The 25,105-nt window shown below is 58.0% G+C and carries 24 protein-coding genes; 7 read left to right on the forward strand and 17 right to left on the reverse strand.

Going from position 1 to position 25,105, the window contains the following annotated elements; translation table 11 throughout:
* Position 1 precedes the first annotated feature (1 nt).
* The 13 genes from feoB to ACZO0A_RS01135 all read right to left on the reverse strand — a co-directional run bounded on the left by feoB (position 2) and on the right by ACZO0A_RS01135 (position 12,225).
* Positions 2-2,200, reverse strand: coding sequence for a ferrous iron transport protein B (gene feoB / locus ACZO0A_RS01075; protein WP_302492622.1), 2,199 nt, complete (start codon positions 2,198-2,200; stop codon positions 2-4).
* Between the two features lie 22 nt (positions 2,201-2,222).
* Complete coding sequence (locus ACZO0A_RS01080) at positions 2,223-2,444, reverse strand: FeoA family protein (RefSeq protein WP_215693697.1); 222 nt, start codon at positions 2,442-2,444, stop codon at positions 2,223-2,225.
* 62 nt (positions 2,445-2,506) lie between these two features.
* Positions 2,507-2,719, reverse strand: a complete 213-nt coding sequence (locus ACZO0A_RS01085; protein ID WP_215693695.1) for a FeoA family protein — start codon at positions 2,717-2,719, stop codon at positions 2,507-2,509.
* Positions 2,720-3,149: 430 nt separating this feature from the next.
* Positions 3,150-3,515: a nitrous oxide-stimulated promoter family protein gene (locus ACZO0A_RS01090; RefSeq protein ID WP_302376282.1), complete on the reverse strand. Its 366-nt coding sequence runs from the start codon at positions 3,513-3,515 to the stop codon at positions 3,150-3,152.
* A complete protein-coding gene (locus tag ACZO0A_RS01095; RefSeq protein ID WP_302376280.1) occupies positions 3,515-5,182 on the reverse strand; it encodes an amino acid ABC transporter ATP-binding/permease protein in 1,668 nt (555 codons plus the stop codon). Before ACZO0A_RS01095 ends, ACZO0A_RS01090 begins: the two co-directional genes overlap by 1 nt.
* Positions 5,182-6,903, reverse strand: coding sequence for an ABC transporter ATP-binding protein/permease (locus ACZO0A_RS01100; RefSeq protein WP_368043166.1), 1,722 nt, complete (start codon positions 6,901-6,903; stop codon positions 5,182-5,184). The genes ACZO0A_RS01095 and ACZO0A_RS01100 overlap by 1 nt, the downstream gene beginning before the upstream one ends.
* Before the next feature lie 146 nt (positions 6,904-7,049).
* Positions 7,050-7,424, reverse strand: a complete 375-nt coding sequence (locus ACZO0A_RS01105; protein ID WP_302376276.1) for a heavy-metal-associated domain-containing protein — start codon at positions 7,422-7,424, stop codon at positions 7,050-7,052.
* A gap of 364 nt (positions 7,425-7,788) precedes the next feature.
* Positions 7,789-8,217, reverse strand: a complete 429-nt coding sequence (locus tag ACZO0A_RS01110; RefSeq protein WP_302376274.1) for a flavodoxin — start codon at positions 8,215-8,217, stop codon at positions 7,789-7,791.
* Positions 8,218-8,255: 38 nt separating this feature from the next.
* Entirely contained in the window at positions 8,256-8,849 is a 594-nt protein-coding gene (locus ACZO0A_RS01115; RefSeq protein ID WP_215693686.1) for a DUF3793 family protein, read from the reverse strand.
* 203 nt (positions 8,850-9,052) lie between these two features.
* The gene (locus ACZO0A_RS01120; RefSeq protein ID WP_302150114.1) at positions 9,053-10,054 is read right to left on the reverse strand and encodes a hypothetical protein; all 1,002 of its coding nucleotides are present in this window, start codon (positions 10,052-10,054) and stop codon (positions 9,053-9,055) included.
* Positions 10,044-10,529 carry an RNA polymerase sigma factor gene (locus tag ACZO0A_RS01125; protein WP_302150115.1) on the reverse strand — a complete coding sequence of 162 codons (486 nt, stop codon included), beginning with the start codon at positions 10,527-10,529 and terminating at the stop codon, positions 10,044-10,046. The genes ACZO0A_RS01120 and ACZO0A_RS01125 overlap by 11 nt, the downstream gene beginning before the upstream one ends.
* Positions 10,530-10,703: 174 nt before the next feature.
* On the reverse strand, positions 10,704-11,798 hold the full coding sequence (locus tag ACZO0A_RS01130; RefSeq protein ID WP_302150116.1) for an acyltransferase family protein: 1,095 nt from the start codon (positions 11,796-11,798) through the stop codon (positions 10,704-10,706).
* Between the two features lie 52 nt (positions 11,799-11,850).
* Positions 11,851-12,225 (reverse strand): Fur family transcriptional regulator, encoded by a 375-nt coding sequence (locus ACZO0A_RS01135; RefSeq protein ID WP_215693678.1) that lies wholly within the window; start codon positions 12,223-12,225, stop codon positions 11,851-11,853.
* Between the two features lie 188 nt (positions 12,226-12,413).
* Here ACZO0A_RS01135 and rbr point away from each other — a divergent pair, with 188 nt between their 5' ends.
* A complete protein-coding gene (rbr, locus tag ACZO0A_RS01140) occupies positions 12,414-12,956 on the forward strand; it encodes a rubrerythrin (protein ID WP_215693676.1) in 543 nt (180 codons plus the stop codon).
* 195 nt (positions 12,957-13,151) lie between these two features.
* On the opposite strand, the gene ACZO0A_RS01145 is transcribed toward rbr, so the two are convergent.
* From ACZO0A_RS01145 to ACZO0A_RS01160, 4 genes are all read right to left on the reverse strand, one after another.
* On the reverse strand, positions 13,152-14,507 hold the full coding sequence (locus ACZO0A_RS01145) for a citrate/2-methylcitrate synthase (protein WP_291232091.1): 1,356 nt from the start codon (positions 14,505-14,507) through the stop codon (positions 13,152-13,154).
* 272 nt (positions 14,508-14,779) lie between these two features.
* Positions 14,780-16,711, reverse strand: a complete 1,932-nt coding sequence (pulA, locus tag ACZO0A_RS01150; protein WP_486845925.1) for a type I pullulanase — start codon at positions 16,709-16,711, stop codon at positions 14,780-14,782.
* A 140-nt stretch (positions 16,712-16,851) separates the two neighbouring features.
* Positions 16,852-18,237 (reverse strand): phosphoglucosamine mutase, encoded by a 1,386-nt coding sequence (glmM, locus tag ACZO0A_RS01155; RefSeq protein ID WP_215693671.1) that lies wholly within the window; start codon positions 18,235-18,237, stop codon positions 16,852-16,854.
* Positions 18,238-18,317: 80 nt separating this feature from the next.
* Positions 18,318-18,776 carry a low molecular weight protein-tyrosine-phosphatase gene (locus ACZO0A_RS01160; RefSeq protein WP_302376272.1) on the reverse strand — a complete coding sequence of 153 codons (459 nt, stop codon included), beginning with the start codon at positions 18,774-18,776 and terminating at the stop codon, positions 18,318-18,320.
* 315 nt (positions 18,777-19,091) lie between these two features.
* Here ACZO0A_RS01160 and trpS point away from each other — a divergent pair, with 315 nt between their 5' ends.
* The 6 genes from trpS (at position 19,092) to ACZO0A_RS01190 (ending at position 25,095) form a co-directional block, all read left to right on the forward strand.
* A complete protein-coding gene (gene trpS, locus ACZO0A_RS01165; RefSeq protein WP_215693665.1) occupies positions 19,092-20,102 on the forward strand; it encodes a tryptophan--tRNA ligase in 1,011 nt (336 codons plus the stop codon).
* A 111-nt stretch (positions 20,103-20,213) separates the two neighbouring features.
* Positions 20,214-20,702, forward strand: a complete 489-nt coding sequence (gene greA, locus ACZO0A_RS01170; protein WP_215693663.1) for a transcription elongation factor GreA — start codon at positions 20,214-20,216, stop codon at positions 20,700-20,702.
* Between the two features lie 38 nt (positions 20,703-20,740).
* Complete coding sequence (gene lysS / locus ACZO0A_RS01175; RefSeq protein WP_486845927.1) at positions 20,741-22,243, forward strand: lysine--tRNA ligase; 1,503 nt, start codon at positions 20,741-20,743, stop codon at positions 22,241-22,243.
* Positions 22,244-22,413: 170 nt separating this feature from the next.
* Positions 22,414-22,674, forward strand: a complete 261-nt coding sequence (locus ACZO0A_RS01180; protein ID WP_430750593.1) for a DUF3846 domain-containing protein — start codon at positions 22,414-22,416, stop codon at positions 22,672-22,674.
* A 95-nt stretch (positions 22,675-22,769) separates the two neighbouring features.
* Positions 22,770-23,789 carry a virulence RhuM family protein gene (locus ACZO0A_RS01185; RefSeq protein ID WP_256272996.1) on the forward strand — a complete coding sequence of 340 codons (1,020 nt, stop codon included), beginning with the start codon at positions 22,770-22,772 and terminating at the stop codon, positions 23,787-23,789.
* Between the two features lie 64 nt (positions 23,790-23,853).
* Positions 23,854-25,095, forward strand: a complete 1,242-nt coding sequence (locus ACZO0A_RS01190; RefSeq protein ID WP_308132477.1) for a relaxase/mobilization nuclease domain-containing protein — start codon at positions 23,854-23,856, stop codon at positions 25,093-25,095.
* The last annotated feature ends 10 nt before the right edge of the window (positions 25,096-25,105 follow it).

Raw genomic sequence — 25,105 nt, forward strand, 5'->3', positions numbered from 1 at the left:
ATTACTTGGAGGCAACAGCCTTCTTGGAATCGAACTGAACCTCGTTGACACCCTCGTACTTGTTGGGGCGGAACAGCAGGTAGATCGTCATGGCAATGATGGCGACTGCCACGATGGTGAAGAAGTTGAAGCTGACCTCACCGGTGATCAGGCCGCCGATCTGGTAGACGACCAGAGAAGCGCAGTAGGCAAACAGGCACATATAGCCGATGGCGATGGCAGTCCACTTGCCGTTGTTCATCTCGCGCTTGATGGCGCCCATAGCGGCGAAGCAGGGAGCGCACAGCAGGTTGAAGATCATGAAGCTGTAAGCGGAGAGGGCGGTGAAGCTGGCAGCAACCTCGGGCCAGATCTCGTCGCCGTTGTCAGACAGCTCGTCAGCATAGTGATACAGAACACCGAAGGTACCGACAACATTCTCCTTGGCAATCAGGCCGGAGATGGACGCGACGGTTGCACGCCAGTTGCCGAAGCCCTGCGGGATGAAGATCCAGGAAATTGCGCTTGCAACGATAGCCAGGATGGAGTTGTCCTGATCCTCGACCATCGTGAACGCGCCGTTCTCGAAGCCGAAGCCCTGCAGGAACCACAGGATGATGGTGGCAGCCAGAATGACGGTGCCGGCACGCTTGATGAAGGACCAGCCGCGCTCCCAAGTAGCGCGCAGGACGTTGCCCCATGCGGGCACATGGTAAGCGGGCAGCTCCATAACGAACGGAGCAGGATCACCGGCGAACAACTTCGTCTTTTTCAGGATGATGCCGGAGATGATGATGGCTGCAAAGCCGATGAAGTAAGCAGAGGTGGCGACCCAGCTGTTGCCGCCGAACAGAGCACCTGCGATCAGGCCGATGATGGGCATCTTGGCACCGCAGGGAATGAAGCAGGTGGTCATGATCGTCATACGGCGGTCACGCTCGTTCTCGATGGTACGGGAAGCCATAACACCGGGAACGCCGCAGCCGGTACCAACCAGAATGGGGATGAAGCTCTTGCCGGACAGACCGAAGCGGCGGAAGATACGGTCCATGATGAAGGCGACACGGGCCATGTAGCCGACATCCTCGAGGATGGACAGCAGGAAGAACAGAACGAGCATCTGGGGAACGAAGCCCAGAACCGCGCCGACACCGGCGACGATGCCGTCCATGATCAGGCCGTACAGCCAGCCAGCCACGCCGATGCTCTCCAGCAGGCCGCCCAGGGCGTTCGGGACGATCTCACCGAACAGAACATCGTTCGTCCAGTCGGTGGCAAAGGTGCCGATGCCGATGCCGCCGTCCGCAACGGAGGTGCCCATCGCGATGGCGTACATCAGCCACATGATGAGCGCGAAGATCGGCAGAGCCAGGATACGGTTCGTGACGATCTGGTCGATCTTATCGGAGGCGGTCAGGTTCTCGGTGCGGGGCTTCTTCTTGACGGCCTTGTCAACGACGCCGTTGATGTAAGCGTAGCGCTGGTTGGTGATGATGCTCTCGGCGTCATCGTCCATTTCCTTCTCGCAGTCGGTGATGTGTGCGTCGAGGTGGTCGAGCAGCTCTTTATTCAGGTTCAGCTCGGCCTGAACCTTGTCGTCACGCTCGAACAGCTTGACGGCGTACCAACGCAGGAAGCGGTCATCGACCTTGCCCTGGATGGACTCCTCAATGTGGGCGATGGCGTGCTCAACACTGCCGGTAAAGACGTGAGGCAGCTCACCGGCCTTGCCCTTCTTGGCGGCGGCGACGGCCATCTCAGCGGCCTTCTCGCTGCCCTCGTTCTTCAGGGCGGAGATCTCGACGGCCTCGCAGCCCAGCTCCTTGGACAGCTTGTTCAGGTCGATCTTGTCGCCGTTCTTGCGGACCAGGTCGATCATGTTGACTGCCATGACAACGGGGATGCCCAGCTCGATCAGCTGGGTGGTCAGATAGAGGTTACGCTCGATGTTGGTGCCATCGATGATATTCAGGATGGCGTCGGGCTTCTCGTTGACCAGGTAGCCGCGGGCGACGACCTCTTCCAGCGTGTAGGGAGACAGAGAGTAGATACCGGGCAGGTCTTGGATCACGACGTCGTCGTGGCCCTTCAGCTTGCCTTCCTTCTTCTCAACGGTAACGCCGGGCCAGTTGCCGACATACTGGTTAGAACCGGTCAGGCTGTTGAACAGGGTGGTTTTGCCGCAGTTCGGGTTGCCTGCCAGAGCAATTTTAATTGCCATTGATTATACCCCTTTCTGAAATTTACTCAACCTCGATCATTTCAGCATCAGCCTTGCGGACGCTGAGCTCGTAGTTACGGACGGTCAGTTCCATCGGGTCGCCCAGGGGGGCTACCTTGCGGACGTAGACCTTGGTGCCCTTGGTCAGGCCCATGTCCATGATGCGGCGCTTGACAGGGCCTTCGCCATGCAGCTTGGCAACGGTGACGGTCTCGCCGACCTGTGCATCTTTCAGAGTCTTCATACTTTGTTCCTCCTCTTAAGGTACAATAAATCAAACAGCCTGTGGCTGAGATTTCCTTTTTATCAGCCGACAATAATACGCATGGCCAGCGTCTTGTCCAGCGCAATGCGGGCTTCCTTGACCTGGATGATGAGGTTGCCACTGATCTCGTTGACAACGGTAACGGTCTCGCCCACAACAAAACCCAACTCGGCCAGATGCTGGCGGACTTCGTCCTTGCCGGTGATTTTCTGGATGGTAACGGTATCGCCTGCTTTAGACATCGTCAAAGGCATTCCATACACTCCCCTTTTTTGCAAGTCTGCAACACATTAGCCTATGCTAACATATTGGATGAAAGCACGCGGTTAGAACGTTCTAACCGCTTACGTCGGTAGTTTACCACCACTAACTCCCGGTGTCAAGATGTGAGTTAGGCACGGCGAACACTTTTGGAAGATTGCACAGTTATCAGTAACTAACCTTTGCAAAATTTGAATAAATCGTAAATGCTTGGCGGCGGGTGTTGCCGTGTACATCATTTATAGAGTCGTAGGGGCCGGGCATGCCCGACCCGCAGCGTTTACGGCGGCAGTCCCATTATCCAACGGATTTGCAAGGGAAGGGTCTTGACCGCTTGACGGCGCACAACGGGCGCCGTCAGCCAGCAAAGCTGGCTCCCTACAATACAAAACAGGGCAAGGTACTCCCCTGCCCTGTGCGTATTTATTGCGCCTTCTTCTGTTTCCTTGTCTCCACCAGATGCCGTATCGCCAGCACGGGATGGTGGAACAGCATCCGGGGGCCGCTCCAGCGCATGACCTGGCGGATCTGCTCCCGCATTTCGGGCTTGTAGCAATGGGTCTTGCAGACGCTGCAAAACGTCTTGGTCGCCATGTGCGGGCAGTGGTCCACCCGCGCATCGGCGTAGTCCCGCAGGGCCGCGCAGTCGGGGCAGAGCTGGCCTTTCGGCGTGCCGTGGTTGCCGCGGCAGTACAGCTCGATCATCAGGCCGACCGTTTCTTTCTCCTGCCGGCGCTTTTTCTCCGGGGTGCCGGGAACACCGCCCCCTACAACGTTCTTGTCGGCCATCAGCTCATTCTCCCATTCTCGACCGAATAGGTCGTGTCGGCAATGCGCATCGTCGATGCCCGGTGGGATACCAGCACGACGGTCTTGTTTGCGCGTTCCTCGGCCAGGCTGTGCAGGATGACCGCCTCGTTCAGGCTGTCGAGATTGCTTGTCGGTTCGTCCAGCAGAATGAACGGTGCGTCATGCAAAAATGCCCGCGCCACGCCAAGGCGCTGCCGCTCACCGCCCGAGAGGGTATCGCCCAGCTCACCGACGGGAGTGTCGTAGCCCTGGGGCAGCGTCATGATAAAGTCGTGGATGGACGCCTTTTTGCAGGCCTCCACGACCTGCTCATGGGTCGCGTCCCGGTTAGCAATTTTGACATTTTCCTCAATACTGTCATGGAACAGCACGGTATCCTGCTCGACAAAGCTCTCCGCTGCGCGCAGCGACGCCGTGTTGATCCCCTTGATGTTCTCGCCGGAAATCTCCACCCTGCCCAAATCGGTATCCCAGAACCGCATGAGCAGTTTGAGCAACGTGGATTTGCCGCTGCCGCTGCGGCCGGTGATGCCCACGACCTGGTTCTGCGGGATGTGCAGCGTGACTTCCTTTAAGATCTCGCTGTCGCCGTAGCCGAAGATCACGCGGCGGGCGTCGGCACCACTAAACACAATGTCCTTGCCGCCGACGACTTCTTTCACGGCAGGCTGCTCATCAAGGATGTCCAACACGCGGTTGCCTGCGGCAAAGGTGTTTTGCAGCCCGGTACCGAGGTTTGCCAGCGCGATGACTGGGCCAAAGCTGCTCATGAGCGCCACGGTGCAGACCAGCGCACCGTCAAAACCGATGGTCCCCGACGCGCACAGGAACCCCGCCAGCGCCAGCATACCGCCGTCCAGCAGCAGGATGATGGCCCCGGTCACGGCTTGTGCCGTGCCGCCAGCCTCTTTCAGGCGGCGCTCCTGCCCGGCCAGCGCGTCGGTGCGCTGGTTGATCTGCGCTAAGCGGTGCGCACCGTCGTTGTATTGCAGGCTCTCCCGCACGCCGCGCAAGCTGTCCAGCACAAAACCGTTCAGAGCGCCGAACTCCGCACGAAAATTCTCGCCAGACTTGCGCGAACCCTTGGCGGCGGCCACCGGGACACCGATGCCGATCATGGCGTAGGCCAGGGCGGCGTAGAGTCCCAGCAGCGGCGCATAACTTCCCATAAAGCACGCCATAACGATGCTTACGATGACCGCAATGCAGATGGGCGAGATCGTGTGGGCGTAGAAAACTTCCAGCAGTTCAATGTCGGCGGTCAGCACGGCAATCAGGTCGCCCTTGTCGCGGCCTTCCAGCTTCGCGGGGGCCAGCTGGCGCAGCACGCCAAAGACCTTGTCGCGGATGAGGGCCAGCAGCTTGAAGGCAATAAAATGGTTGCAGCCCTGCTCGGCGTAGTGCAGCACGCCGCGGGCTACGGCCAAAATCGGCAGCAAAATACATACGGTGCCAAGGGCAATAGGCGCGGCGGCCAACAGCGTGTCCAGCAGCGCATAGACGCCCAGAACCGGGATAAAGATAGCGCAAAGAAAGCCCGTCACACCAAGCAGAACGGCGCATACCATGACCGGGGCCAGCGGCTTGACCAGCCCCACAAGGCGGCACATGACGTTGAAATTGCCGCGCGTGCGTTTGTTTTCCATCACTGCGCCCCCTTTCCGTAGTTTTCCAGTGCCTGCTGGCGGTTCCACAGGTCGGCGTACAGCCCGCCATGGGCCAGCAGTGCTTCGTGTGTGCCCTGTCCTGCCGAGTGCCCATGATCCAGCACGTAAATATTGTCCGCTTTCGTGACGTTGGCCAGGCGATGGGAAATCAAAATGACCGTCTTGCGCCCGGCCAGACGATGGATGCCCGCCATGATATCGTTCTCGCTCTCTACGTCAATATTAGACGTGGCTTCGTCAAAGATATAGATGGGGCTGTCATGCAGCAGGGCGCGGGCCAGCGCCAGACGCTGCCGCTGGCCGCCGGACAGGTTGCTGCCGCCTTCGGCCAGCTGAGTGTTCAGGCCGTCCTCGCTGCGCAGGAAATCTGCGAGGTTGACCTGTTCCAACGCGCCCCACAGTGCGCCGTCGTCGGCGTCGGGTGCGGCCATCCGCAGGTTGTCTGCCACCGTACCCTTGAACAGGTGGCTGCCCAGGCTGACGAGGGTCACGCTTTTCAAAAGGTTTGCTTCGTTGACGGCAGAAAGCTCCTGCCCGCCGATGGTTACGCTGCCGGTGTAGCCAGCTGCGCGGCCGGTCAGTACAGCAGCAATCGTCGATTTGCCGCAGCCGCTCTCGCCCACCAGCGCCGTAAAGCTGCCCTGGGGAAAGTCGAGATTCAAGCCGTACAGCGTCTCTTTTTCGGCAGTGTAGCCAAAGTGCAGGTCACGGCAGGCAATGGCGCAGCCCGTGCCGATCTCGGCGGTCCTGGCATCGCCCTCGGGCAGATCCAGCAGCTTAAAAATTTTATCGCTGGCGGCCATGCCGTTCATGGCGACGTGGAAATACGACCCCAGCGCGCGCATGGGCAGGAAGAAATCCGCTGACAACAGCAAAATGCAGAGCGCGCCCTGCAAACCCACGCGGCCCGCGGCAAACTCTTTAGCCGCCACGGCAATGCCCAGCGCCGCGCCGCCGTAGGCGATGACGTCCATAACGATGATGGAGTTCAGCTGCATCGTCAGGACTTTCATCGTCACCTTGCGGAAATGCTCGGCCTCGCGGTTCATGGCCGCGTGGCGGGCTTCGTCTGCCTGGTAGATTTTGAGTGTGGTCAACCCTTGAAGGTTTTCCAGAAAGCTGTCACCCAGCGCGGCGTACTGGCCCCAGTATTTGCCCAGAAGTTTTTTGGCGAATTTCTGCACAGCTACGATGGAAACCGGAATCAGCGGCACGCAGATCATCAAAATGACCGCTGCCCGCAGGCTGACCGGGGCCAGCGCGATAAACAGTGTGAGGGGCGCGAGCATGGCGTAGAAAAACTGCGGAAGGTACGCGCCGAAGTAGGTCTCGAGCTGTTCGACGCCCTCGCCCGCCAGCTGCAGGACCTCGGCGGTGGGCACGGCCTGGGTGTAGCTGCCGCCCAGGCGCAGCAGTTTTTCATAGATGGCGGCGCGCAGCGTCTTTTTCACGGTGCAGCTGGCGTTGTAGCTGGCCGAAGCCGCGCCTCGGGTGCAGAAGAACCGCACGACGAGCGCTCCCAGCAGCACAAGCAGCGCGGCGGACAGACTGCCCTGGCCGTACACAAGCCCCGCCAAAAACGCAGACACGGCAAAGATCATGGCAATATTGGCCAACAGCGCCACCCATTGCAGCGCCACATTCCGTGCGATATACCGTTTGGAATCGCCCATCATGGCGATCAGGCGTTTGTTTATCATCATAGTTTGTGGTTCCTTTTAGTAGAGTTGTAGGGGGACAGACATATCCGGCCCGCGCATCTGCCGCAACCCGAAACGCTGTGGGCCGCCGCAAGGTTGAGAACCGGGCAGGCCCGGCCCCTACGGACAGGACATACCCAATGTGTTTACTCTTTCTCCGTCGTGCGTAGGGGCAGATAACCGGCATCGCGGATGGCCTGACGGATGGCGTCTTCGTCGGCGTCGGCCTTGGTCCAGACCGTCACCTTCTGGGCACTCAGGTCTGCCTCGGCCAGGGTGTCCGGCAGGATGTTCAGGGCGTTCTCCACATGGCGCTGGCAGTTCTGGCAGGTCATGCCGTCCACACCCATGACCAGACGGTGCAGGTAATGGCTTTTGTTGGTGTCGGCGGCCTTGACCTTCCTGGCGGGGGCGTCATGCTCACCGCAGCAGCCGCCGCCATGGTTCAGGTGATGTACATAGTTGTAGATGCCGTAGACAACAGCCACGACCAGGATCAGAACAATAATAACGTTTGCCATACGATAGCCTCCGGGTTAGTGTTTTCTAATCAAACTTAGGATATACTAACTTTGCGAGATTGTCAAGTAGGAACTTTTTGGATGCTGCAAGCAAAGGCTTCCCCCCTTGGGGAAAGCTGCCCGCGAAGCGGGCTGATGAGGGGCGGCCTTGCCAGACCTCTCTTTGAAGCAAGATATTGCGGGTAAGGCGAGGGCCAGACATACCCGGCCCCTACCTAGGCGGCGTTATTGCCTATGAACGGGTTGCTATGGCAAATGCGCCCCTCATCCGGCCTTCGGCCACCTTCTCCCAGGGGAGAAAGCTTTACATAAAAAAGAAGAGGGGCATTGCTGCCCCCCCCAGGTATGATGGATATGGAGAATATCACGCGTTGGCAAGGGCGGTGCCCAGGGCTGCGCAGGCAGTCTCGGCGTCGCCGTCGGGGGCACCGTTGGCCATGACAGGCTCAACGACCATGCGGGCACCGGCAGCCTCGGCATCCTCGGCCCAGGTGCGGATCCACTCGCCGTCGCCCCAGCCGTAGGAGCCGAACAGGCCGACAGGCTTGCCACTCAGGGAACTGCGCAGATCCTGATACATCGGCTCAAACTCGCTCTCTTCCAGCTGCTCAGCGCCCATGGCGGGGCAGCCCAGCGCAAAGCCGGTGTAGTCGCCGGCGGAGGCAGCATTGAACTCAGATGCGGTGAACTTGTCAACAGCTGCGCCGGCAGCGGTTGCTGCATTAGCGACCAAATCAGCCATGGCCTCGGTGTTGCCGGTGCCGCTCCAATAGATAACTGCGATCTTGCTCATAGTAAACTACTCCTTTGTACATTCTTTATGGTGCATCGTCAGGCGGCCACAGTCAGCCGCCGGATCGGGGTGCCGTTGTAATAGCAGCGGGCGTAGATGCGCTCGCATTTTTTGTAGCGGTCAAACTCTGCCTGGGCGGCGGTGGGGTCGGTGTAGACCTTCCAGTAGCCGCAGGCAGTAAAGTTTTTACCGCGATTCTCGATAAAACCGATGACATCCGCCAGCGGGTAGCCTAAGAAAACGCCGATCTCGTGCGGGAATTCCCCCTCGCAGCACAGCCGGTCGGCCAGCTGATTCAGCAGGGCGTCCGCAGTGCCGAGGGCGTACCCCTCCCCTGCCAGAAAGTCCAGCGTGCGGGGGTCTGCCAGCAGTCTTGCCACTCGCGCGGGGCGGTAAACATAGACCAGCACGGCCCCGGTACGCGGACACTGCTTGAGCACCCGCACCGTGACGCCGCGGGGCGCGAGCGCTGCGTGCCAAGCGGCGGCCATGTCGGCGGCGTCCTGCCCGGGCGCGGGCTGGTAGCGGAAGAGGCTGGCGGGTTTGAGCCCGGCCAGCGTGGGGGCACACAAGGTTGCCAAATCGCAGGCGAAGCTGCGCGGGCTGGGGGTAACGCGGGTACGTTCTGCCATGAGACGGCTCCTTATCCTCTGCAATAGTTAGCATACGCTAACCAAAGCCCCCATAAAACCGCACAGCACGGGGAGAGAACCGCACTGTGCGGGCTATGGTTCCTAAAGGGAAACTCACTACGGTTAGCTTTAACTAACGCTAACAATATAGCATGATATCCCACAGTTGTCAAGCGTTTTTTGCAAGGTTTTCCAGGTGCGTATTATGTAAACCCATTCAGCACCACCTTCAGTTCGGCCCAGATATCCTCCTGCTTGACGCTGTAATCCAGGCCGTCCGTGTGTGGGCGGCAATAAACCTGATACAAAATGCCATCCTGCGCAAAATAGGCGCTGGACTGCACATAGGGCATCGAGTTCGGGTTGCTGGTGCAGTGCGGAATCAGCGCAGTGTTGCCGTTTGCCATTGGGTAGCTTTCGCATTCCCAGGTCAGCCCGGCGCTCTTTTGGCGGTAGAGCTGGGCCACGGTCTCCGGCGCGGCGTCGCCCAGATAGACGACAGCCATCATTTCCACATCGTAGATGCCATGGCGCGCGCCGGTGCGCAGGTAGAGCTTGTCCGGCGTTTCACCGTGCCCAACGGGGATAAGCCCGGCCGGGTATTCCTGCGCTTTCGGCGTGTAGGGGCGGCCGTCGTATTCTTCGGGTATCTCGATCATGCCCGACGGATACAGCGAGACGGCGGCAAAATTGTTGGCTTCGGTATCCAGCAGCGCGTTCTGTGCCAGCGGCAAGTCGGCCGCAGCGGTCAGTTCGCCCCAACTGTCGTAGCCGCGCACTGCGCGGGAATAGCGGTTCATCTCGTCCTCATCAGGAAGGTGCAAAAATCCGTTGATGCCGCAGCTCATCGGCAACCAGCCGTCGGCGGAAACCTCGCCGTTGTGGTTTGCCGTCAGCCCCGCCAGTAAGTCACTATCCAGCGTAAAATACTGCCGCTCATACGTTATGGCATACCCGGTGTTCGCCTCGGGCGCGAAGGAGGGGCGCGGGTTCTCCCGCAGGTTCGTAAATTCTGCTGTGCCCGCCAGTACCCCGGCTGCAATCAACAGCGGCGCAGCCAGGCAGAGGGCGATACGCCGCCAGGGCCATGCCGGGCGGGCGTTGGGCAGAGCCTCGGCCACGGCGGGCCAGAGATCGACCTCGGCCGGGTGCAGGCCGTCAGTCAGCTTCGTGCGCAAAAATTCTTCATCGCGGTCATTCGTCATGGTGCTCCCCCTCTCTCAATCGTGAGGCCAGCTGTTTTTTGGCCCGGTGATAGCGTGTGCGCAGGTAGGCGGCGGGCCGCCCGTGGATGCGTGCCAGCGCGGCATAGTCCAGGCCGTCCAGCACGCGCTCCAACACCAGCGCCCGGTCGAGCGGCGGCAGAGCGGCCAGCGCGGTACGCAGTTCGTCGCTGATGCCTGGGTCCTGTTCCCGCGGTTCCGGCGTTGGGTAGTTGGCCGCGCGGCGGGCTGCCCGCAGCATATCCAGCGCGGTGCGGTAGGCGATGCGGTAGAGCCACGCGCATTCGTTGTCGGTGCCGTCGCCCCGCAGGGTGCGGCGCTGCTGCCATGCCTTGATGAAGGTTCTCTGCACGGCGTCCTGGGCATCGGCTTCACACCCCAGCAGGCCGGTACAGTAGCGCAGCAGGGCGGCAGTGTGGGTATGTACGAGTTTTTCCAGGTCCTGTTCAGTCTGCATAGGCTCGACCTCCTTTCACCCTTATAACGCCGATGGAGGCGGAAATATATCAAAAAAGAGCCCCGAAGGGCTCGAAAATTTTGGCGCTTTGGCTTCTCCCGAGGGAGAAGCTGTCCGCGAAGCGGACTGATGAGGGGTGCGTTTCCTTATGGGGCGGCAAGGCAAAGCCGCCCCTCATCCGGCCTTCGGCCACCTTCCCCCAAGGGGGAAGGCTTCCCGCACTTTCTTGTAAACCCAATCCCCTGCCAGCGGCAAAGCCAGGCCAACCACAGTATACGCCAGCCACCAAAGGCCGCCGGTGAAATAGGTGGGGAACGCGGCCAGCAGGTACGGCTCGCCGCCGGTGGCCAGCAGCCCAAGCCAGGTCACGAGTTTGAAGCTCAAGAAATGCAAAATGACAATGGGCATTGTGGCGCGGCCCAGGTAGGCCAGCACGGCGCTGAATTTCGGCCATGCCGCCGCCAGACACGCGGCCTGCCGCACCAGCACCCAGCCCGCCAGACTGGCGGCCAGCAGGAAAATCGGCCCGGGGTAGCCGTTGCCCGCCAGGCCAACGGAGCCAAACTGCCCCAGCACGGCCAGCAGCACAAACGCGGCAGCAGCCAGCCCGGCGCGGTGCAGCGGTTTGACGTCGCTGCGGGCGGTGCAGCGCAGCACGGTCCCCAGGTAGAACAGGCTGTAACAGCTGGCCGCAATGCCAAGCCCCCAGACGTTCCACCCAGCCAGACCACAGCGCCAGCCCACCCAGAGCAGCACGCCGGAGACAAGCCCCTGGGCAATCAGTGTATCACCGCCGCGCAGCAGCTTCTGCAGCAAAAATTCCACGACAGCGTACAAAATAGAAATCTGGAACAGCGCCTGGATGAACCACAGCGCCCCGCCCAGCTGGGTGCCGCCGTCAAACACGCACCAGTGCGCCGTGCGGCCGATGATGTCTTTCAGCGTTGTGGGCGTGGTGACGATATTGCCGGGCAGCGCCAGAATGCGCTCATCCCCGGTTAAAATATTCAGGCGCAGGAACAGGTTGTTCAGCACCGTGAACGCCGTGTTGGCCAGCACAAAGGGCAGCCAGAGCGTGACCACCTTGCGCTTGGCAAAATGTACCAGCCCGCCCCGCAGGCTGAAAAGCCACCCGCTGAGCATAAAAAACAGTGCCATGTGGAAAAGATAGATAAAACCGGTGCCGGGAAAGCCCGAGTGCCCCAGCACCATAAGCACGATGCCGATGCCGCGCATACTATCTAATACAGGGTCGCGCTGCTTTGCCATAAGTACCAACCTCGCTTTTACAAAAATACCGCCCACGGTTGGGCGGCAAGGGTCACTGCGCGTTTTTAGCGCGGCATTTGGGGCAGATATACCGGATCGTCAGCGTGTAACCGCGTACCTCGGTGCCGATGGCGGACTCAATATCGCGGATCAGCCCCACCACCGGCAGGTCGGCCAGGTCGCCACAGCTTTCGCACAGCAGATGGCCGTGGGGGCTGGGGTTGGCGTCGTAGCGGTCGGGGCCGTCCGGCATTTCCAGGTGGCCGATCTCGCCGTCCAGCTCCATAAGCTTTAGGTTGCGGTACACGGTGCCGCGGGCAATGTGCGGCATGGCCTGCCGCGCGTGGCTGAAAATTTCGTCAGCGGTCATATGCTCGGGGCATTTTTCACGCATAATGTCCAGTATCAGGGCGCGTTGGCGGGTCATGGGCAGACCTCCTTTAGGGATTTAAGATTAACTCCTATTCAGATGGTACACTATTTTGGATGATTTGTCAACGTTTTGGGCAAAATACACAAGAGTTGTTTCCGATATTTGACTTGACATACGCACTTCTTATGGTATAATAGAAGAAAATTAAGAACAAATCCTAATTTAAAACGGAGGTATTCACTATGGAACTCAGAGGCAGCAAGACCGAGAAAAACCTGTGGGAGGCTTTCGCAGGGGAGAGCCAGGCCCGCAACAAGTACACCTACTTTGCATCCAAGGCCAAGAAGGAAGGCTACGAGCAGATCAGCGCCATCTTCACCGAGACCGCCAACAACGAGAAAGAGCACGCCAAAATTTGGTTCAAACTCCTGATGGAGAACGGCGAGATCCCCGACACGCTGACCTGCCTGAAGATGGCCGCCGCGGGCGAGAACGAGGAGCATACCTCGATGTACCCGCGCATGGCCGCCGAGGCGAAGGAGGAGGGCTTCAACCAGGTTGCGGCCCTGTTCACGATGGTCGCCGCCATCGAGAAGGACCACGAAGAGCGCTACAAGGCCCTGGCCGCCAACATCGAAGCTGGCAAGGTCTACGCCCGCGAGACCGAGCAGGTCTGGCAGTGCCGCAACTGCGGTTTTGTCTATATCGGCCAGCACGCGCCGGTCAAGTGCCCGGTCTGCGCCCATCCGCAGAGCTATTTTGAGCTGAAGAGCAGCAACTACTAAGAGAGCAGAAAAGAGAAGCGCGGTTTCCAACATGGGAAAGTGCTTCTCTTTTTCTATGGAAGGGCTTTTATGAGCGATACGGCTGGGAGTTTTTGTGCATGGTGCAGGGCGACGGTGAGGATGAGATGACCCGTATGTATATCCACCGATAAGCAAAACCGGGAAGCGTCAAAACGGCACTTCCCGGTTTTATTTTCAGCGTTCTTCCAACGGGACGTAGTCACGCGGCTGCATGATGCTCTGGTAGGCGGGGCGGATGATTTTGTCCATGTTGACCAGCTCCTCCATGCGGTGGGCGGACCAGCCGACGATACGCGCAATGGCAAAGATCGGCGTGTACAGTTCCACCGGGATGCCCAGCATGTCATACACAAAGCCGGAGTAGAAGTCCACGTTCGTCGAGACACCCTTATAAATATGGCGCTTCTCGGCAATGACCTGCGGGGCCAGCCGCTCGATCGTGTTGTAATACTCAAAGTCGCGGCTGCGGCCCTTGGCGTCGGCCAGCTGGTGGACAAAGCTCTTGAACACCACCGCGCGCGGGTCGCTCAGCGAGTAGACCGCATGGCCCATGCCGTAGATCAAGCCCTTCTGGTCGAACGCCTGGCGGTCCACAATGCGGCCCAGATAATCAGCCATGGCCTCCTCGTCCAGCGGGTCGGCGACGTGGGCGCGGATGTCGTCCATCATCTGCATGACCTTGATGTTCGCGCCGCCGTGCTTGGGGCCCTTCAGGCTGGAAAGCGCCGCCGCGATGACGGAGTAGGTGTCCGACCCGGACGAGGTGACGACGCGGGTCGTGAAGGTTGAGTTGTTGCCGCCGCCGTGCTCCATGTGCAGCAGCAGGGCAATGTCCAGCACGTGGGCCTCGAGGTCGGTGTACTTCTGGTCGGGGCGCAGCATCTTCAGCAGGTTTTCCGCCGTGGACAGGCTCGGGTCGGGGCGGTGGATGTACATGCTGCCGCCGCACTCATAGTAATTGTAGGCGTGGTAGCCGTAGACCGCCAGCATCGGGAAAACGCTGATGAGCTTGATGCACTGTTCCAGCTGGGTCTGCAGGTCGGTCTTGCCGATGTCGTCATCGTAGTTGGCCAGCGTCAGCACGCTGCGGGTCAGCGAGTTCATCAGGTCGTGACTGGGGGCCTTCATGATGACGTCGCGCACAAAGTTTGTCGGCAGGTCGCGGCATTTGGCAAGGCAGGCGGTGAAGTTCTCGAGCTGCTCTTTGTTCGGCAGGTCGCCGAGCAGCAGCAGATAGGCCGCGCCCTCAAACGCATAGCGCTTGCCGCGCAGACCGCGGATCAGGTCATAGACGTTGTAGCCGCGGTACCAGAGCTTGCCCTCGCAGGGAACCTTCTGGCCGTCGCGCTCCTCAAAGGCGTCGATGCGGGAAATGTTCGTGATGCCCGCCAGTACGCCCTTGCCGTTTTTGTCGCGTAGACCGCGCTTGATGTCGTATTGGGCAAACAGCGTGGGATCAATGCGGTTGTTGGTGACACATTCCTCGGTAAAAATGCGGGCTTCCTTTTCGATGGCTGCGTAATCGCTCATGGTTGATGGCCTCCCTTTTCTTTTTTGTCCGCGGTGGGTAAACAAATCGTAGCAGATGCAGGATTCTTTACAAATCGTATAAGAATAATTATACGGAAAATCGGACAATCTGTCAAATGGATAATTTGTGAACAAACCACACGGTAGGGGCCGGGCATGCCCGGCCCTCGGCGTAATGGAAAACGGACATTTACGGGATGGTTGAGGGCGGGGCATGCCCCGCCCCTACCGGGATACAAAAAAAGGAGAGGTCAACCCTCTCCCAATGCATCTCATTCCGCTACCAGCACCGTCACGCTCGTGGGGGCCAGCTCCAACGCATCACGGAAACGGGGGCCAAAGGGTGTTACCCCGGCGTGGACGCCGTCGCTGAGCTTGCGCCAGGTACCGGCGGGCAGGCTGGCCCACTGGCGGGTGCGCTCGGGGTTGTAGTAGACAGCCAGCTGACCCTTGGCAGCAGTGTCGTCATGCTCCGGCACAAAGCCGATGAGCCATCCCGGCAGCGCGAGCAGGAACGGCTCCGGCTCCCCTGCCGCGCCGCTCAGGCGCGGGTAGGCGCGGCGGATGGCCAGCATACCGCGGTAAAAGGCCGTCAGCGCAGCAAACTCCGGGCGGTGGGCGCGGGCCCAGTCCAGCCGGTTTGTGCTGAGAGGGCCCTTGTAGCTGTTGTGGTCGCCATACTTGGTACGGCCCCATTCCTCGCCCGCCTGCATAAAGGGAAGCCCCTGACAGGTCAGGTAGATGCCTGCCGTCATGCGGTTCTGCGCCAGCATGTCGGCATCGGGCCAGTCATAATCCCCGCGGCGGGCCACGGCGGCCAACTTGTCCCACAGGGTATAGTTGTCGTGGGCGGAGACATACTGCACCACCTGCCCGGCGCGCCGTGGCCAAAAGCCGTGCGCACCATTGTGCCATGCACTGATCGAGTGGATGACATCATAGCCGTGCTGGGGCGCGCCGTTGACATAGCCGGCGTTGGCGGCATCAAAGACATTGCCCTTGATGCAATCGCGCGTATCATCACAGAAAAAGCCGATCCTGTCACTCAGCGCATCGAGTGCGCGCTTGTCGGCAGGGCGTGCGCCGCCCTCCAGATTCGTACCGCCGCCCATCCATGGCTCGCCGTACATCAGGATGCTTTCGCCGCCGGGCAGGCTGTCGAGCGCGGCGCGGATCGCGTTCATCGTGTCCACATCCTCCAGCGCCATCAGATCAAAGCGGAAGCCGTCGATGTGGTAGGTTTTGGCCCAGTACAGCACCGAATCCACGATGAATTTGCGCACCATGGGGCGCTCGCTGGCAAGGTCGCAGCCGCAGCCGGAGCCATTGGTCATGCTGTCGTTGGGCCAGCGGCGGTTCCAGTAGCCGGGGACTGTCCGCTCAAGGCAGCTTTCACTGTAATAGGTGTGGTTGTAGACCACATCAATGATAACGCCCAGCCCCGCGCGGTGCAGGGCTGCCACCATGGCGCGGCACTCGCGCACGCGAACCTCGCCGTGGAACGGATCCGTGGCAAAGCTGCCCTCCGGCACATTGTAGTTTTGGGGGTCATAGCCCCAGCTGTAGCCGCCGTCAGGGCGAGTTTCGTCCACGGTGGCGTAGTCAAAGATCGGCTGCAGCTGCACATGGCTGACGCCCAGCCCCTTCAGGTAGTTCAGGCAGGTCGGATGCGCGCCGTCACCGTCCAGCGTGGTGTCGGGCTGGGTAAAGCCCATGAATTTCCCGCGCCATTCGGGGCGCACACCGCTGCGCGCATCGGCGGAGAAGTCCGCCACATGCACCTCCCACACGCTGCGGGCGTGGGGCGGTATGGCGGGGCGCGCGTCTGCGTCCCAGCCCTCGGGGGCGGCACGGGTCAAGTCCAGCACCATGCCGCGCTGGCCGTTGGCACCGGCGCTGCGCGCGTAGGGGTCCACGACCTCCTGCATACGGCCGTCCGGGAAGTAGACGCGGTAGAGATAGTAGGTTCCGTGCAGGTTGCCCGGCAGGGTGATGGCCCACACGCCGTCGGCCTCGCGGTGCAGCTCATGCACGCCGCGCTCCCCGGCGCCGGGCTCGGCATCGGTGCCGGTTGCATACAGGCAGACTACGACCCCGCAGGCCGTGGGTGCCCACAGCTTGAAAACAGTTTCCTCCGCCGCAGGATTTGCACCGAGGTCGCTGCCGCCGTAATAGGGCAGTTCACACGCCTGCTGCCAGTTCATGGGTGATCGCTCCTTACAAATAATATAATTTATTGTAGCAGGTGGAGAGACACATTGCAAGGGAAACGTTTCAATTCCACCAAAAAACACCGCGCTGCCTTTTCAACAGCGCGGTGCAAAGCTTCATGCAGGGTTCAAATTCAGATGGCGTAACCCTTGGCCTTGATGACGTCCACGACCTGGGCGACGTACTTTTCGCAAGTCTCATGCTCGGGAGCTTCGACCATCACGCGAACCAGCGGCTCGGTGCCGGACTCACGGACCAGGATACGGCCGGTGCTGCCCAGGGCCTCGGCCACGGCCTTGACGGCCGCCTGGACGTCTGCGTCGTCCTGTGCGGCCTTTTTGTCGGTGACATGGACATTTTCCAGAACCTGCGGGTAAATCTTCAGTGGGGCGGCCAGCTCGCTCATTGGCTTCTTCTTCGCCAGCATGACCTCCATCATCTTCAGGCTCGTCAGGATGCCGTCACCGGTGCTGGCGTACTTGGAGAAGATGATATGGCCGCTCTGCTCGCCGCCGATGCGGCAGCCGTTTTTCGCCATATACTCATACACATATTTGTCGCCCACGGCGGTCTTGGCGTAGTCGATGCCCTGCGCATCAAAAGCCTTGTACAGGCCGAAGTTGGACATAACGGTGGTGACGACCGTGTTGGTGATGAGCTTGCCGCGCTCCTTCATATAGCAGCCGTAGATGTACAGGATATGGTCGCCGGTGACGACGTTGCCCTTCTCATCCACGCAGAGGCAGCGGTCGGCGTCGCCGTCGTAGGCAAAGCCGATGTCAAGGTGGTTCTCAACGACGAACTTCTGCAAGCCCTCAATGTGGGTGGAACCGGCGTTGAGATTGATATTCAGGCCGTTGGGCTTGTTGTTGATGACGTAAGTGTCCGCGCCGAGAGCGTCAAACACGCTCTTGGCAATGTTCCAGCTGGAGCCGTTGGCGCAGTCCAGGCCGACCTTGACACCGCGGAAGGAGTAGATGCCCAGGGAAATCAGGTAGCCCATGTAGCGGTTGCGGCCTGCCACATAGTCCACCGTGCAGCCGATCTTGTCGCGGCTGGCGAAAGGCAGCTCGGGCCAATCCTGGTCGAAAACGTGCAGGTGTCCGTCGAGGTAAGCCTCAACCAGGAGCAGCGTTTCTTCGTCCATTTTCTCGCCGTAGCAGTCAATGAGCTTGATGCCGTTGTCATAGTAAGGGTTGTGGCTGGCGGAGATCATGATACCGCAGTCGAAGTCGTCTACACGGGCAATGTAGGCTACGCTGGGGGTGGTGGTGACGTGCAGCAAGTAGGCGTCCGCGCCGCTGGCGGTCAGGCCCGCGACGAGGCTGTACTCAAACATATAGGAGCTGCGGCGGGTATCCTTGCCGATGACGATGCGCGGGGCGGTCGCCTCGCCGTTGCGCTGACGCAGCATACCGTAATACCAGCCAAGGAAGCGGCCTACCTTGTAGGCGTGGTCGGCGGTCAGGTTGACACCGGCCTCGCCGCGGAAGCCGTCAGTACCGAAATATTTTCCCATTCTATTCACACGTTCCTTTCGGATTGTAGTTGGTGCATATTCAAAGGTAGCTTCATTATAGCACTTGTTGGCCGGTTTGTCTATTTTTTATTGGTCAGCATTTCCAGAAGCGCCGTGCAGCCGTCCAGTACATCCCGCCAGGTGACCGCAAAATCCCCGGTGTACCAGGGGTCGGCCACGTCGCCGGGGCGGTCAGTGCAGTCCAGCAGGCGGTGGATTTTGCCCGCCGGGTCTCCGCCGCAGAGGCGGGTCATATTGCGGATGTTGGCACTGTCCATGCCGATGAGCAGGTCATATTTGTCATAGTCGGCCCGGGTCATCTGCCGCGCCGCATGCGCCCCGCAGGCAACGCCATGGGCCGCCAGCTCCCGCCGCGCCGGTGGGTAGACCGGGTTGCCGATCTCCTCGGTGCTGGTGGCAGCGGAATCAATGACAAATCGCTCCCCTGCCCCGGCCTTGGCGGCTAAATCTTTCATCACAAACTCCGCCATCGGACTGCGGCAGATGTTGCCGTGGCAGACGAATAGAATTTTGACCATAGCTGTAACATTCCTTCACATAAAACTATCAGTTTCAGGGGTGTAAAACATTGACAAATATCTTCTGTTTGATTATATTCTATATTGTACACGAAAACACATGAACTGCCTAGTCCTGCGTGAAAATTTGCGTGGGAGAACGGTTCGGCAAGGAAGGCGGTCAATGGCATCACCGTATATCCCATGCAGGTGTCTGCCGTTGAGACGGCTGCTCTGCGCTGGATGCGCACGATGGCGGCGGCGACGGAATACGAATAAAGCATATTCTTCCCTTGCATTGAAAAATTGATTTATAACGAATGGAGATAGAGTACTATGGCAGAAGAAAAACGCAAACGCATTCTTTCGGGCATTCAGCCCACCGGCACGCCCACTCTGGGCAACTATATCGGCGCGGTGCGCAACTGGGCCCTTTTGCAATCTGACTATGACTGCCTGTACATGGTGGCCGATCTGCACAGCCTGACCGTGCGCCAGGTGCCTGCCGACCTGCGCCGCCGCACCCGTGAGCTGGCCGCACTGCTGCTGGCCGTGGGCATCGACCCGAAGGAGCACGTTCTGTTCGTGCAGAGCCATGTCCCGGCGCATACAGAACTTTCCTGGGTGCTGGCCTGCAACACCCAGTTCGGCGAGCTGTCCCGCATGACCCAGTTCAAGGACAAGAGCGCCAAGCACCCCGACAACGTCAACGGCGGCCTGTTCACCTACCCTGTGCTGATGGCGGCGGATATCCTGATTTATAACGCAGACCTCGTTCCCGTGGGCCAGGACCAGACCCAGCACCTGGAGATTGCCCGCGATATCGCAGGCCGCTTCAACGGCATCTACGGCGACACTTTCACCCTGCCGGAGGGCTACGTCCCTGCCGCCGGCGCGAAAATCATGTCGCTGGCCGAACCGACTAAAAAGATGAGCAAGTCCGACACGAACGTCAACAGCTTCATCCTGATGACCGACGACAAGGACGCTATCGTGCGCAAGTTCAAGCGCGCCGTGACCGACTCCGACGGCGTTGTCCGCTTTGACCGTGAGACGAAGCCCGGCGTGTCCAACCTGATGTGCATTTACAGCACCTTTACCGGCAAGTCCAACGATGAGATCGCCGCCGAGTTTGAGGGCAAGGGCTATGGCGACTTCAAACTGGCTGTGGCCGAAGTCACCGCCGATGCGCTGGCCCCCGTGCAGGCCGAGTATGGCCGTATTCTGGCCGACAAAACCTATGTGGATGAGGTGCTCAAGAACGGTGCCGAGCGTGCCTCCCGCCTGGCCAACCGCACCGTCAGCAAAGTTTACCGCAAAGTTGGCCTGCTGCAGCTGGATAAATGACGCTGTGACTTGACAAATCCTATTTAAACCTATATAATATCTAAGTTGGTGCGGCTCCCCAGTTGGTGCCGCACTACTTTTACTATCCATTTTACGTTAGGAGACACTGCTATGGCTAAAGAAGTTGTCGTTACCCGCGAGGGCTATAATAAACTGGAGCAGGAACTGGAAAACCTGCGCACCGTCAAACGTAAGGAAGTCGCTGACAAGATCAAGGTTGCCCGCGGCTACGGCGATTTGAGCGAGAATGCCGAGTACGATGCCGCCAAGGAGGAGCAGGCTTCTGTGGAGGCCCGTATCGCCGACCTGGAGGCCACCCTGAAGCTGGCCCGCATCATGGATGAGAGTGAGCTGTCCAACGACACTGCTTCCATCGGTATGCACGTCAAGATTCTGGCCGAGGGCGATGACCTGGAGGACGCCGAGGAGTACGACCTGACCGGCTCCACCGAGGCGGATATGGACCTGAACCGCATCAGCGACGAGAGCCCGGTTGGCGCTGCCATGATCGGCTGCAAAGTCGGCGACAGCTTTAATGTCACCCTGCCCAACGGCAATATCATCACCTACAAGCTGCTGGAAGTTTCCCGTTCCAAGTAAGCATTTGAAATCAAAAAATCACGAAAGGACGATCTCACATGGAGCAGAATAAGCCCCAGACCGAGCAGGAAATCAGCCAGCAGGCCGCCGTGCGCCGCCAAAAGCTGACTGACCTGTGCGAAGCCGGTCACAACCCCTTTGAAATCACAAAATATGCGCAGGATGCGTACTCGGCCGACCTCAAACAGGAGTTTGCCGACCTGCCTGCCGAAGCCGAGACCGGCAAGATCGTCTCTTTGGCCGGCCGCATGATGTCCAAGCGCGTCATGGGTAAGGCCAGCTTTGCCCATCTGCGCGACCAGAAGGGCGACATCCAGATTTTTGTCAAGCGCGACCTGCTGGGCGATGAGGCCTATGCCGCTTTCAAAAAGCTGGACATCGGTGATATCATCGGCGTCAAGGGCGAAGTGTTCCGCACCAAGATGGGCGAGATTTCCGTCCGCATCAGTGAGCTGACCCTGCTCTCCAAGAGCCTGCTTCCCCTGCCCGAGAAGTTCCACGGCTTGACCGACCGCGAGGCCCGCTACCGTCAGCGCTATGTTGACCTCATCGTCAACCCCGAGGTCAAGGACACCTTCGTCAAGCGCAGCCTGATTCTGAAGGAGATCCGTGCCTACCTGGACGAGAAGGGTTTCCTGGAGGTCGACACCCCCATCCTGACCCCGTTTGAGATCGGTGCGTCTGCCCGCCCCTTCTACACCCACCACAACACCCTGAACATGGACATGGTGCTGCGCATTGAGACCGAGCTGTACCTCAAGCGCCTGATCGTGGGTGGTATGGACCGCGTGTATGAGGTCGGCCGCATCTTCCGCAACGAGGGCATGGACCCGAAGCATAACCCCGAGTTCACGACCATCGAGCTGTACCAGGCTTTCACCGACTTCCACGGTATGATGGATCTGGTCGAGGAAATGTATAAGCGCCTGGCCCTCAAGGTCTGCGGCAGCCTGGAAATCACCTACCAGGGCAAGCAGATCGACATGGGCCATTGGGAGCGTCTGACCATGGTCGAGGCCGTCAAGAAGTATTCCGGTGTTGATTTCAACGACTGGAAGACTGATGAGGACGCTATCGCAGCCGCCAAGGAGCACCATGTGGAGTTGCCCGAAGTCCCGACCAAGGGGGCTATCCTGGCTGAGTTCTTCGACGCCTTTGTCGAGGACAAGCTCATTCAGCCTACGTTCATCTACGACTACCCTGTCGAAATCAGCCCGCTTGCCAAGCGCAAGCCCGGCGACCCGGCTTTCACCGAGCGTTTCGAGTATTTTATCGACTGCACCGAGTACGGCAATGCGTTCAGCGAACTGAACGACCCCATCGACCAGAAAGCCCGCTTCGAGCGCCAGGTCGCCGAGCGCAAGGCCATCGAGCCGGAGTGCCGGGCACAGGTCGATTATGACTATGTCAACGCGCTGGAGTATGGTCTGCCCCCGACGGGTGGTCTCGGCTTCGGCGTCGACCGTCTTGTCATGCTTCTGACCGACAGCGCATCGATCCGCGATGTTCTGCTGTTCCCCACGATGAAGCCCATTGACTAAAAAGCATTGATTCAACGCCTTTTATCAACCCGGTTTGGCGGATTTGACACCACATTGACACCAAACTTGTGCAGAAAAGGCTTTACAAAAAAGCAGAGAGTTATCCTCTTACGGATGACTCTCTGCTTTTTTGTTTATGTAGTTGTGCATTTCTGCGCGGAAGCAATGAGGTGATACCACCGAACCGCTTATATGGTCCAACGGATTTCTTCGCAGGTCCGTTTCTGATATGCGGAGACGGTGGCGAAGATCTGATAAGTTTAACGGATAGTCAAATTACAAAATATGAGAAAAAATATCACTCACCCCTGATTTTCCTTGAGCTATATCCGAAGCCGATTACTCTCAAATGCACGCCAGAATTGTATGCTAAATGCATGGGAGAGGAACATCAGCATGATACACAAGAAAATGAACGTGATGAGAGATAAGTCCATTTGTATGGGAAATCGTGAAAATGGGCTTTGCTCTTATTGAAAAGCATGATATACTATTCTTACATTGTACTGATGTAAGGAGAGCAGCGATGGCAGGCACAGAACGGTATGTTCGTAACAGCACAGCAGATTTTCTTGTGTTCACGAAAGATTCAGAGACAGATGGCATAGAAGTTCGCGTTCAGGATCACGAGGTCTGGCTGACGCAAAAAGGCATCGGACAACTGTTTGATGTTGACCGCAGTGTTGTTGCCAAACATCTGCGGAATATTTTTGCGGAAAATGAATTATCCGAAAGTACAACTTGTGCAAAATTTGCACAAGTTGCAGATAATGGCAAGACCTATCACTACAAATTCTACTCCCTGCCCGCCATTATTGCTGTTGGCTACCGCACCAATTCCACCCGTGCCACACAATTCCGTCAATGGGCAACCAAAGTGCTGGATACATTTACCCGGCAGGGATATGTTCTGGATAAGGATCGGCTTATTAATGGGCAAATCTTTGATGAAGATTACTTCGACCATTTGGTTTCCGAAATACAGGAAATCCGCGCCAGCGAGCGCCGCTTTTACCAGAAAATTACGGATATTTATGCTACTGCCGTAGATTACTCGGTAGACAGCAAAACGACCAAAGACTTTTTTGCAACCGTTCAGAATAAAATGCACTACGCTGTTCATGGCAGTACTGCCGCAGAAGTCATTGTGCAACGGGCAGACCACACAAAAGACCACATGGGGTTGACCTCATGGAAGAATGCCCCCAACGGGAAGATAGTCAAAGCCGATGTTTCTGTTGCAAAGAACTATTTGCAGCAAGATGAGTTACAAGAACTGAATGAGATTGTAACAATGTACCTTGACTATGCAACGCGCCAAGCACGGCGGCATATTCCTATGACGATGCAGGACTGGGCAGAGAAACTGGACGCTTTCCTGCAATTCAACGATGCCGAAATTCTAAAAGATAAAGGAAAGGTTACAGCGGCAATCGCAAAGGCTTTCGCAGAAAGTGAATTTGAAAAGTACCGCGTTATACAGGACAGGCAGTACCAAAGCGATTTTGACCGCCTTATGATGGAGGCGGAATCAACAAAACAATAATTACAGGCAGATGCCCTATGTGAGACTCATTTCACATAGGGCATTTTTCTTTTAGGGAGCTTCTATGGCTATAACAAAAATCCACGCGACAAAATCTACTCTCGGCAAGGCACTGGCTTATATTGAAAACCCGGACAAGACCGACGGTCAGATGCTGGTGTCAGGCTATAATTGTGAGCCTCAAACAGCTTCTATCGACTTTGAAATGACTGCGGTACTTGCACACGAGGCACGAAATCTGAAAAGAAAGCGTTCCACAAATCTTGCCTATCACCTGATACAGTCTTTTTCTCCAGAAGATGCTGTCACGCCTGAGCAGGCGCATGAGCTGGGGAAGAAACTGGCATTTGAATACACAGGCGGCAAGTACGAGTATGTGGTGGCGACCCACATTGATAAAGGTCATATCCATAACCACATCATGCTCAATGCAGTTTCCTTTTACGACTATAAGAAACTGCGAACGGTGCCTTACCGCACGGCATGTCAGATACGGGATATTTCTGACCGCTTGTGCATGGAAGCACATTTATCCGTGATTGATGATCCACAAAAGATTGGGCAACTGTATCCTGAAAACGCAGGGAAAAAGAAATCTGTATCCAACCGGACGGAAATCCGAAAGAGGCTGAATTTTTGCTTGGAGCGGGCAACGGATTATAGTCAGTTTCTTTCTATGGCAAAAGGACTGGAAATCACACCTACAATTCGCGGTAAGCATATGAGCTATTTGCTGGAGGGTGCGGGTCGATCTGTCCGGGATAATAGCCTATCTGATACTGATACATTTACCTATGCCGGTATTTGCGCTCGACTGTCCGACAATGCACAAGAGCAAAAATACCTGCGGGAAACAATTACAGTTATCCTTGGCTCGGCAACCGGCATGGCGGACTTTGCGGATAAGCTGAAAGTGGCAGGTATCGAAACCAAAGTAAAAAAAGCGACTGGACAGGTGCTGTACCGAGCCGCAGTGTTGGATGGTGCATGGGTCCCCGAAGATGCCCTCGGTTCCGAATTCACCAGTGAAGGAATTGAGTATGCAGCAAAACCCTTAAATCAAAAGATGGAATATTTCAATCAACATAGTACGGAACTTCAAGCATACCGCAATGCAGCAGCATACCTCGAAAAAGAGGGCATCGACCAATCGGTAGAGATTGATAAGGTAAATGTCCTCGCACAAGAAATGGGGCATCGGATGGATGAATTAATGGAACAATTAAGAGACGTAAATTTGCAGGAACAGAAAGTCCGTCAGGAACAGCAAACTCTTGCTGAAATTCAATCGGATTTGGTTGAATGAATGCCTGATT

The organism is Gemmiger sp. (assembly GCF_057431175.1).

Bases quoted from the DNA above. Each gene is read 5' to 3' on its own strand.
- ACZO0A_RS01100 (WP_368043166.1), bottom strand. From the start codon at position 6,903: ATGATAAACAAACGCCTGATCGCCATGATGGGCGATTCCAAACGGTAT.
- ACZO0A_RS01120 (WP_302150114.1), bottom strand. From the start codon at position 10,054: ATGACGAATGACCGCGATGAAGAATTTTTGCGCACGAAGCTGACTGAC.
- ACZO0A_RS01135 (WP_215693678.1), bottom strand. From the start codon at position 12,225: ATGACCCGCCAACGCGCCCTGATACTGGACATTATGCGTGAAAAATGC.
- ACZO0A_RS01125 (WP_302150115.1), bottom strand. From the start codon at position 10,529: ATGCAGACTGAACAGGACCTGGAAAAACTCGTACATACCCACACTGCC.
- ACZO0A_RS01080 (WP_215693697.1), bottom strand. From the start codon at position 2,444: ATGAAGACTCTGAAAGATGCACAGGTCGGCGAGACCGTCACCGTTGCC.
- ACZO0A_RS01110 (WP_302376274.1), bottom strand. From the start codon at position 8,217: ATGAGCAAGATCGCAGTTATCTATTGGAGCGGCACCGGCAACACCGAG.
- glmM (WP_215693671.1), bottom strand. From the start codon at position 18,237: ATGGGAAAATATTTCGGTACTGACGGCTTCCGCGGCGAGGCCGGTGTC.
- feoB (WP_302492622.1), bottom strand. From the start codon at position 2,200: ATGGCAATTAAAATTGCTCTGGCAGGCAACCCGAACTGCGGCAAAACC.
- ACZO0A_RS01190 (WP_308132477.1), top strand. From the start codon at position 23,854: ATGGCTATAACAAAAATCCACGCGACAAAATCTACTCTCGGCAAGGCA.
- ACZO0A_RS01095 (WP_302376280.1), bottom strand. From the start codon at position 5,182: ATGGAAAACAAACGCACGCGCGGCAATTTCAACGTCATGTGCCGCCTT.
- ACZO0A_RS01090 (WP_302376282.1), bottom strand. From the start codon at position 3,515: ATGGCCGACAAGAACGTTGTAGGGGGCGGTGTTCCCGGCACCCCGGAG.
- ACZO0A_RS01185 (WP_256272996.1), top strand. From the start codon at position 22,770: ATGGCAGGCACAGAACGGTATGTTCGTAACAGCACAGCAGATTTTCTT.
- ACZO0A_RS01115 (WP_215693686.1), bottom strand. From the start codon at position 8,849: ATGGCAGAACGTACCCGCGTTACCCCCAGCCCGCGCAGCTTCGCCTGC.
- ACZO0A_RS01085 (WP_215693695.1), bottom strand. From the start codon at position 2,719: ATGCCTTTGACGATGTCTAAAGCAGGCGATACCGTTACCATCCAGAAA.
- trpS (WP_215693665.1), top strand. From the start codon at position 19,092: ATGGCAGAAGAAAAACGCAAACGCATTCTTTCGGGCATTCAGCCCACC.
- pulA (WP_486845925.1), bottom strand. From the start codon at position 16,711: ATGAACTGGCAGCAGGCGTGTGAACTGCCCTATTACGGCGGCAGCGAC.
- ACZO0A_RS01130 (WP_302150116.1), bottom strand. From the start codon at position 11,798: ATGGCAAAGCAGCGCGACCCTGTATTAGATAGTATGCGCGGCATCGGC.
- greA (WP_215693663.1), top strand. From the start codon at position 20,214: ATGGCTAAAGAAGTTGTCGTTACCCGCGAGGGCTATAATAAACTGGAG.
- ACZO0A_RS01160 (WP_302376272.1), bottom strand. From the start codon at position 18,776: ATGGTCAAAATTCTATTCGTCTGCCACGGCAACATCTGCCGCAGTCCG.
- ACZO0A_RS01145 (WP_291232091.1), bottom strand. From the start codon at position 14,507: ATGAGCGATTACGCAGCCATCGAAAAGGAAGCCCGCATTTTTACCGAG.
- rbr (WP_215693676.1), top strand. From the start codon at position 12,414: ATGGAACTCAGAGGCAGCAAGACCGAGAAAAACCTGTGGGAGGCTTTC.
- ACZO0A_RS01105 (WP_302376276.1), bottom strand. From the start codon at position 7,424: ATGGCAAACGTTATTATTGTTCTGATCCTGGTCGTGGCTGTTGTCTAC.
- lysS (WP_486845927.1), top strand. From the start codon at position 20,741: ATGGAGCAGAATAAGCCCCAGACCGAGCAGGAAATCAGCCAGCAGGCC.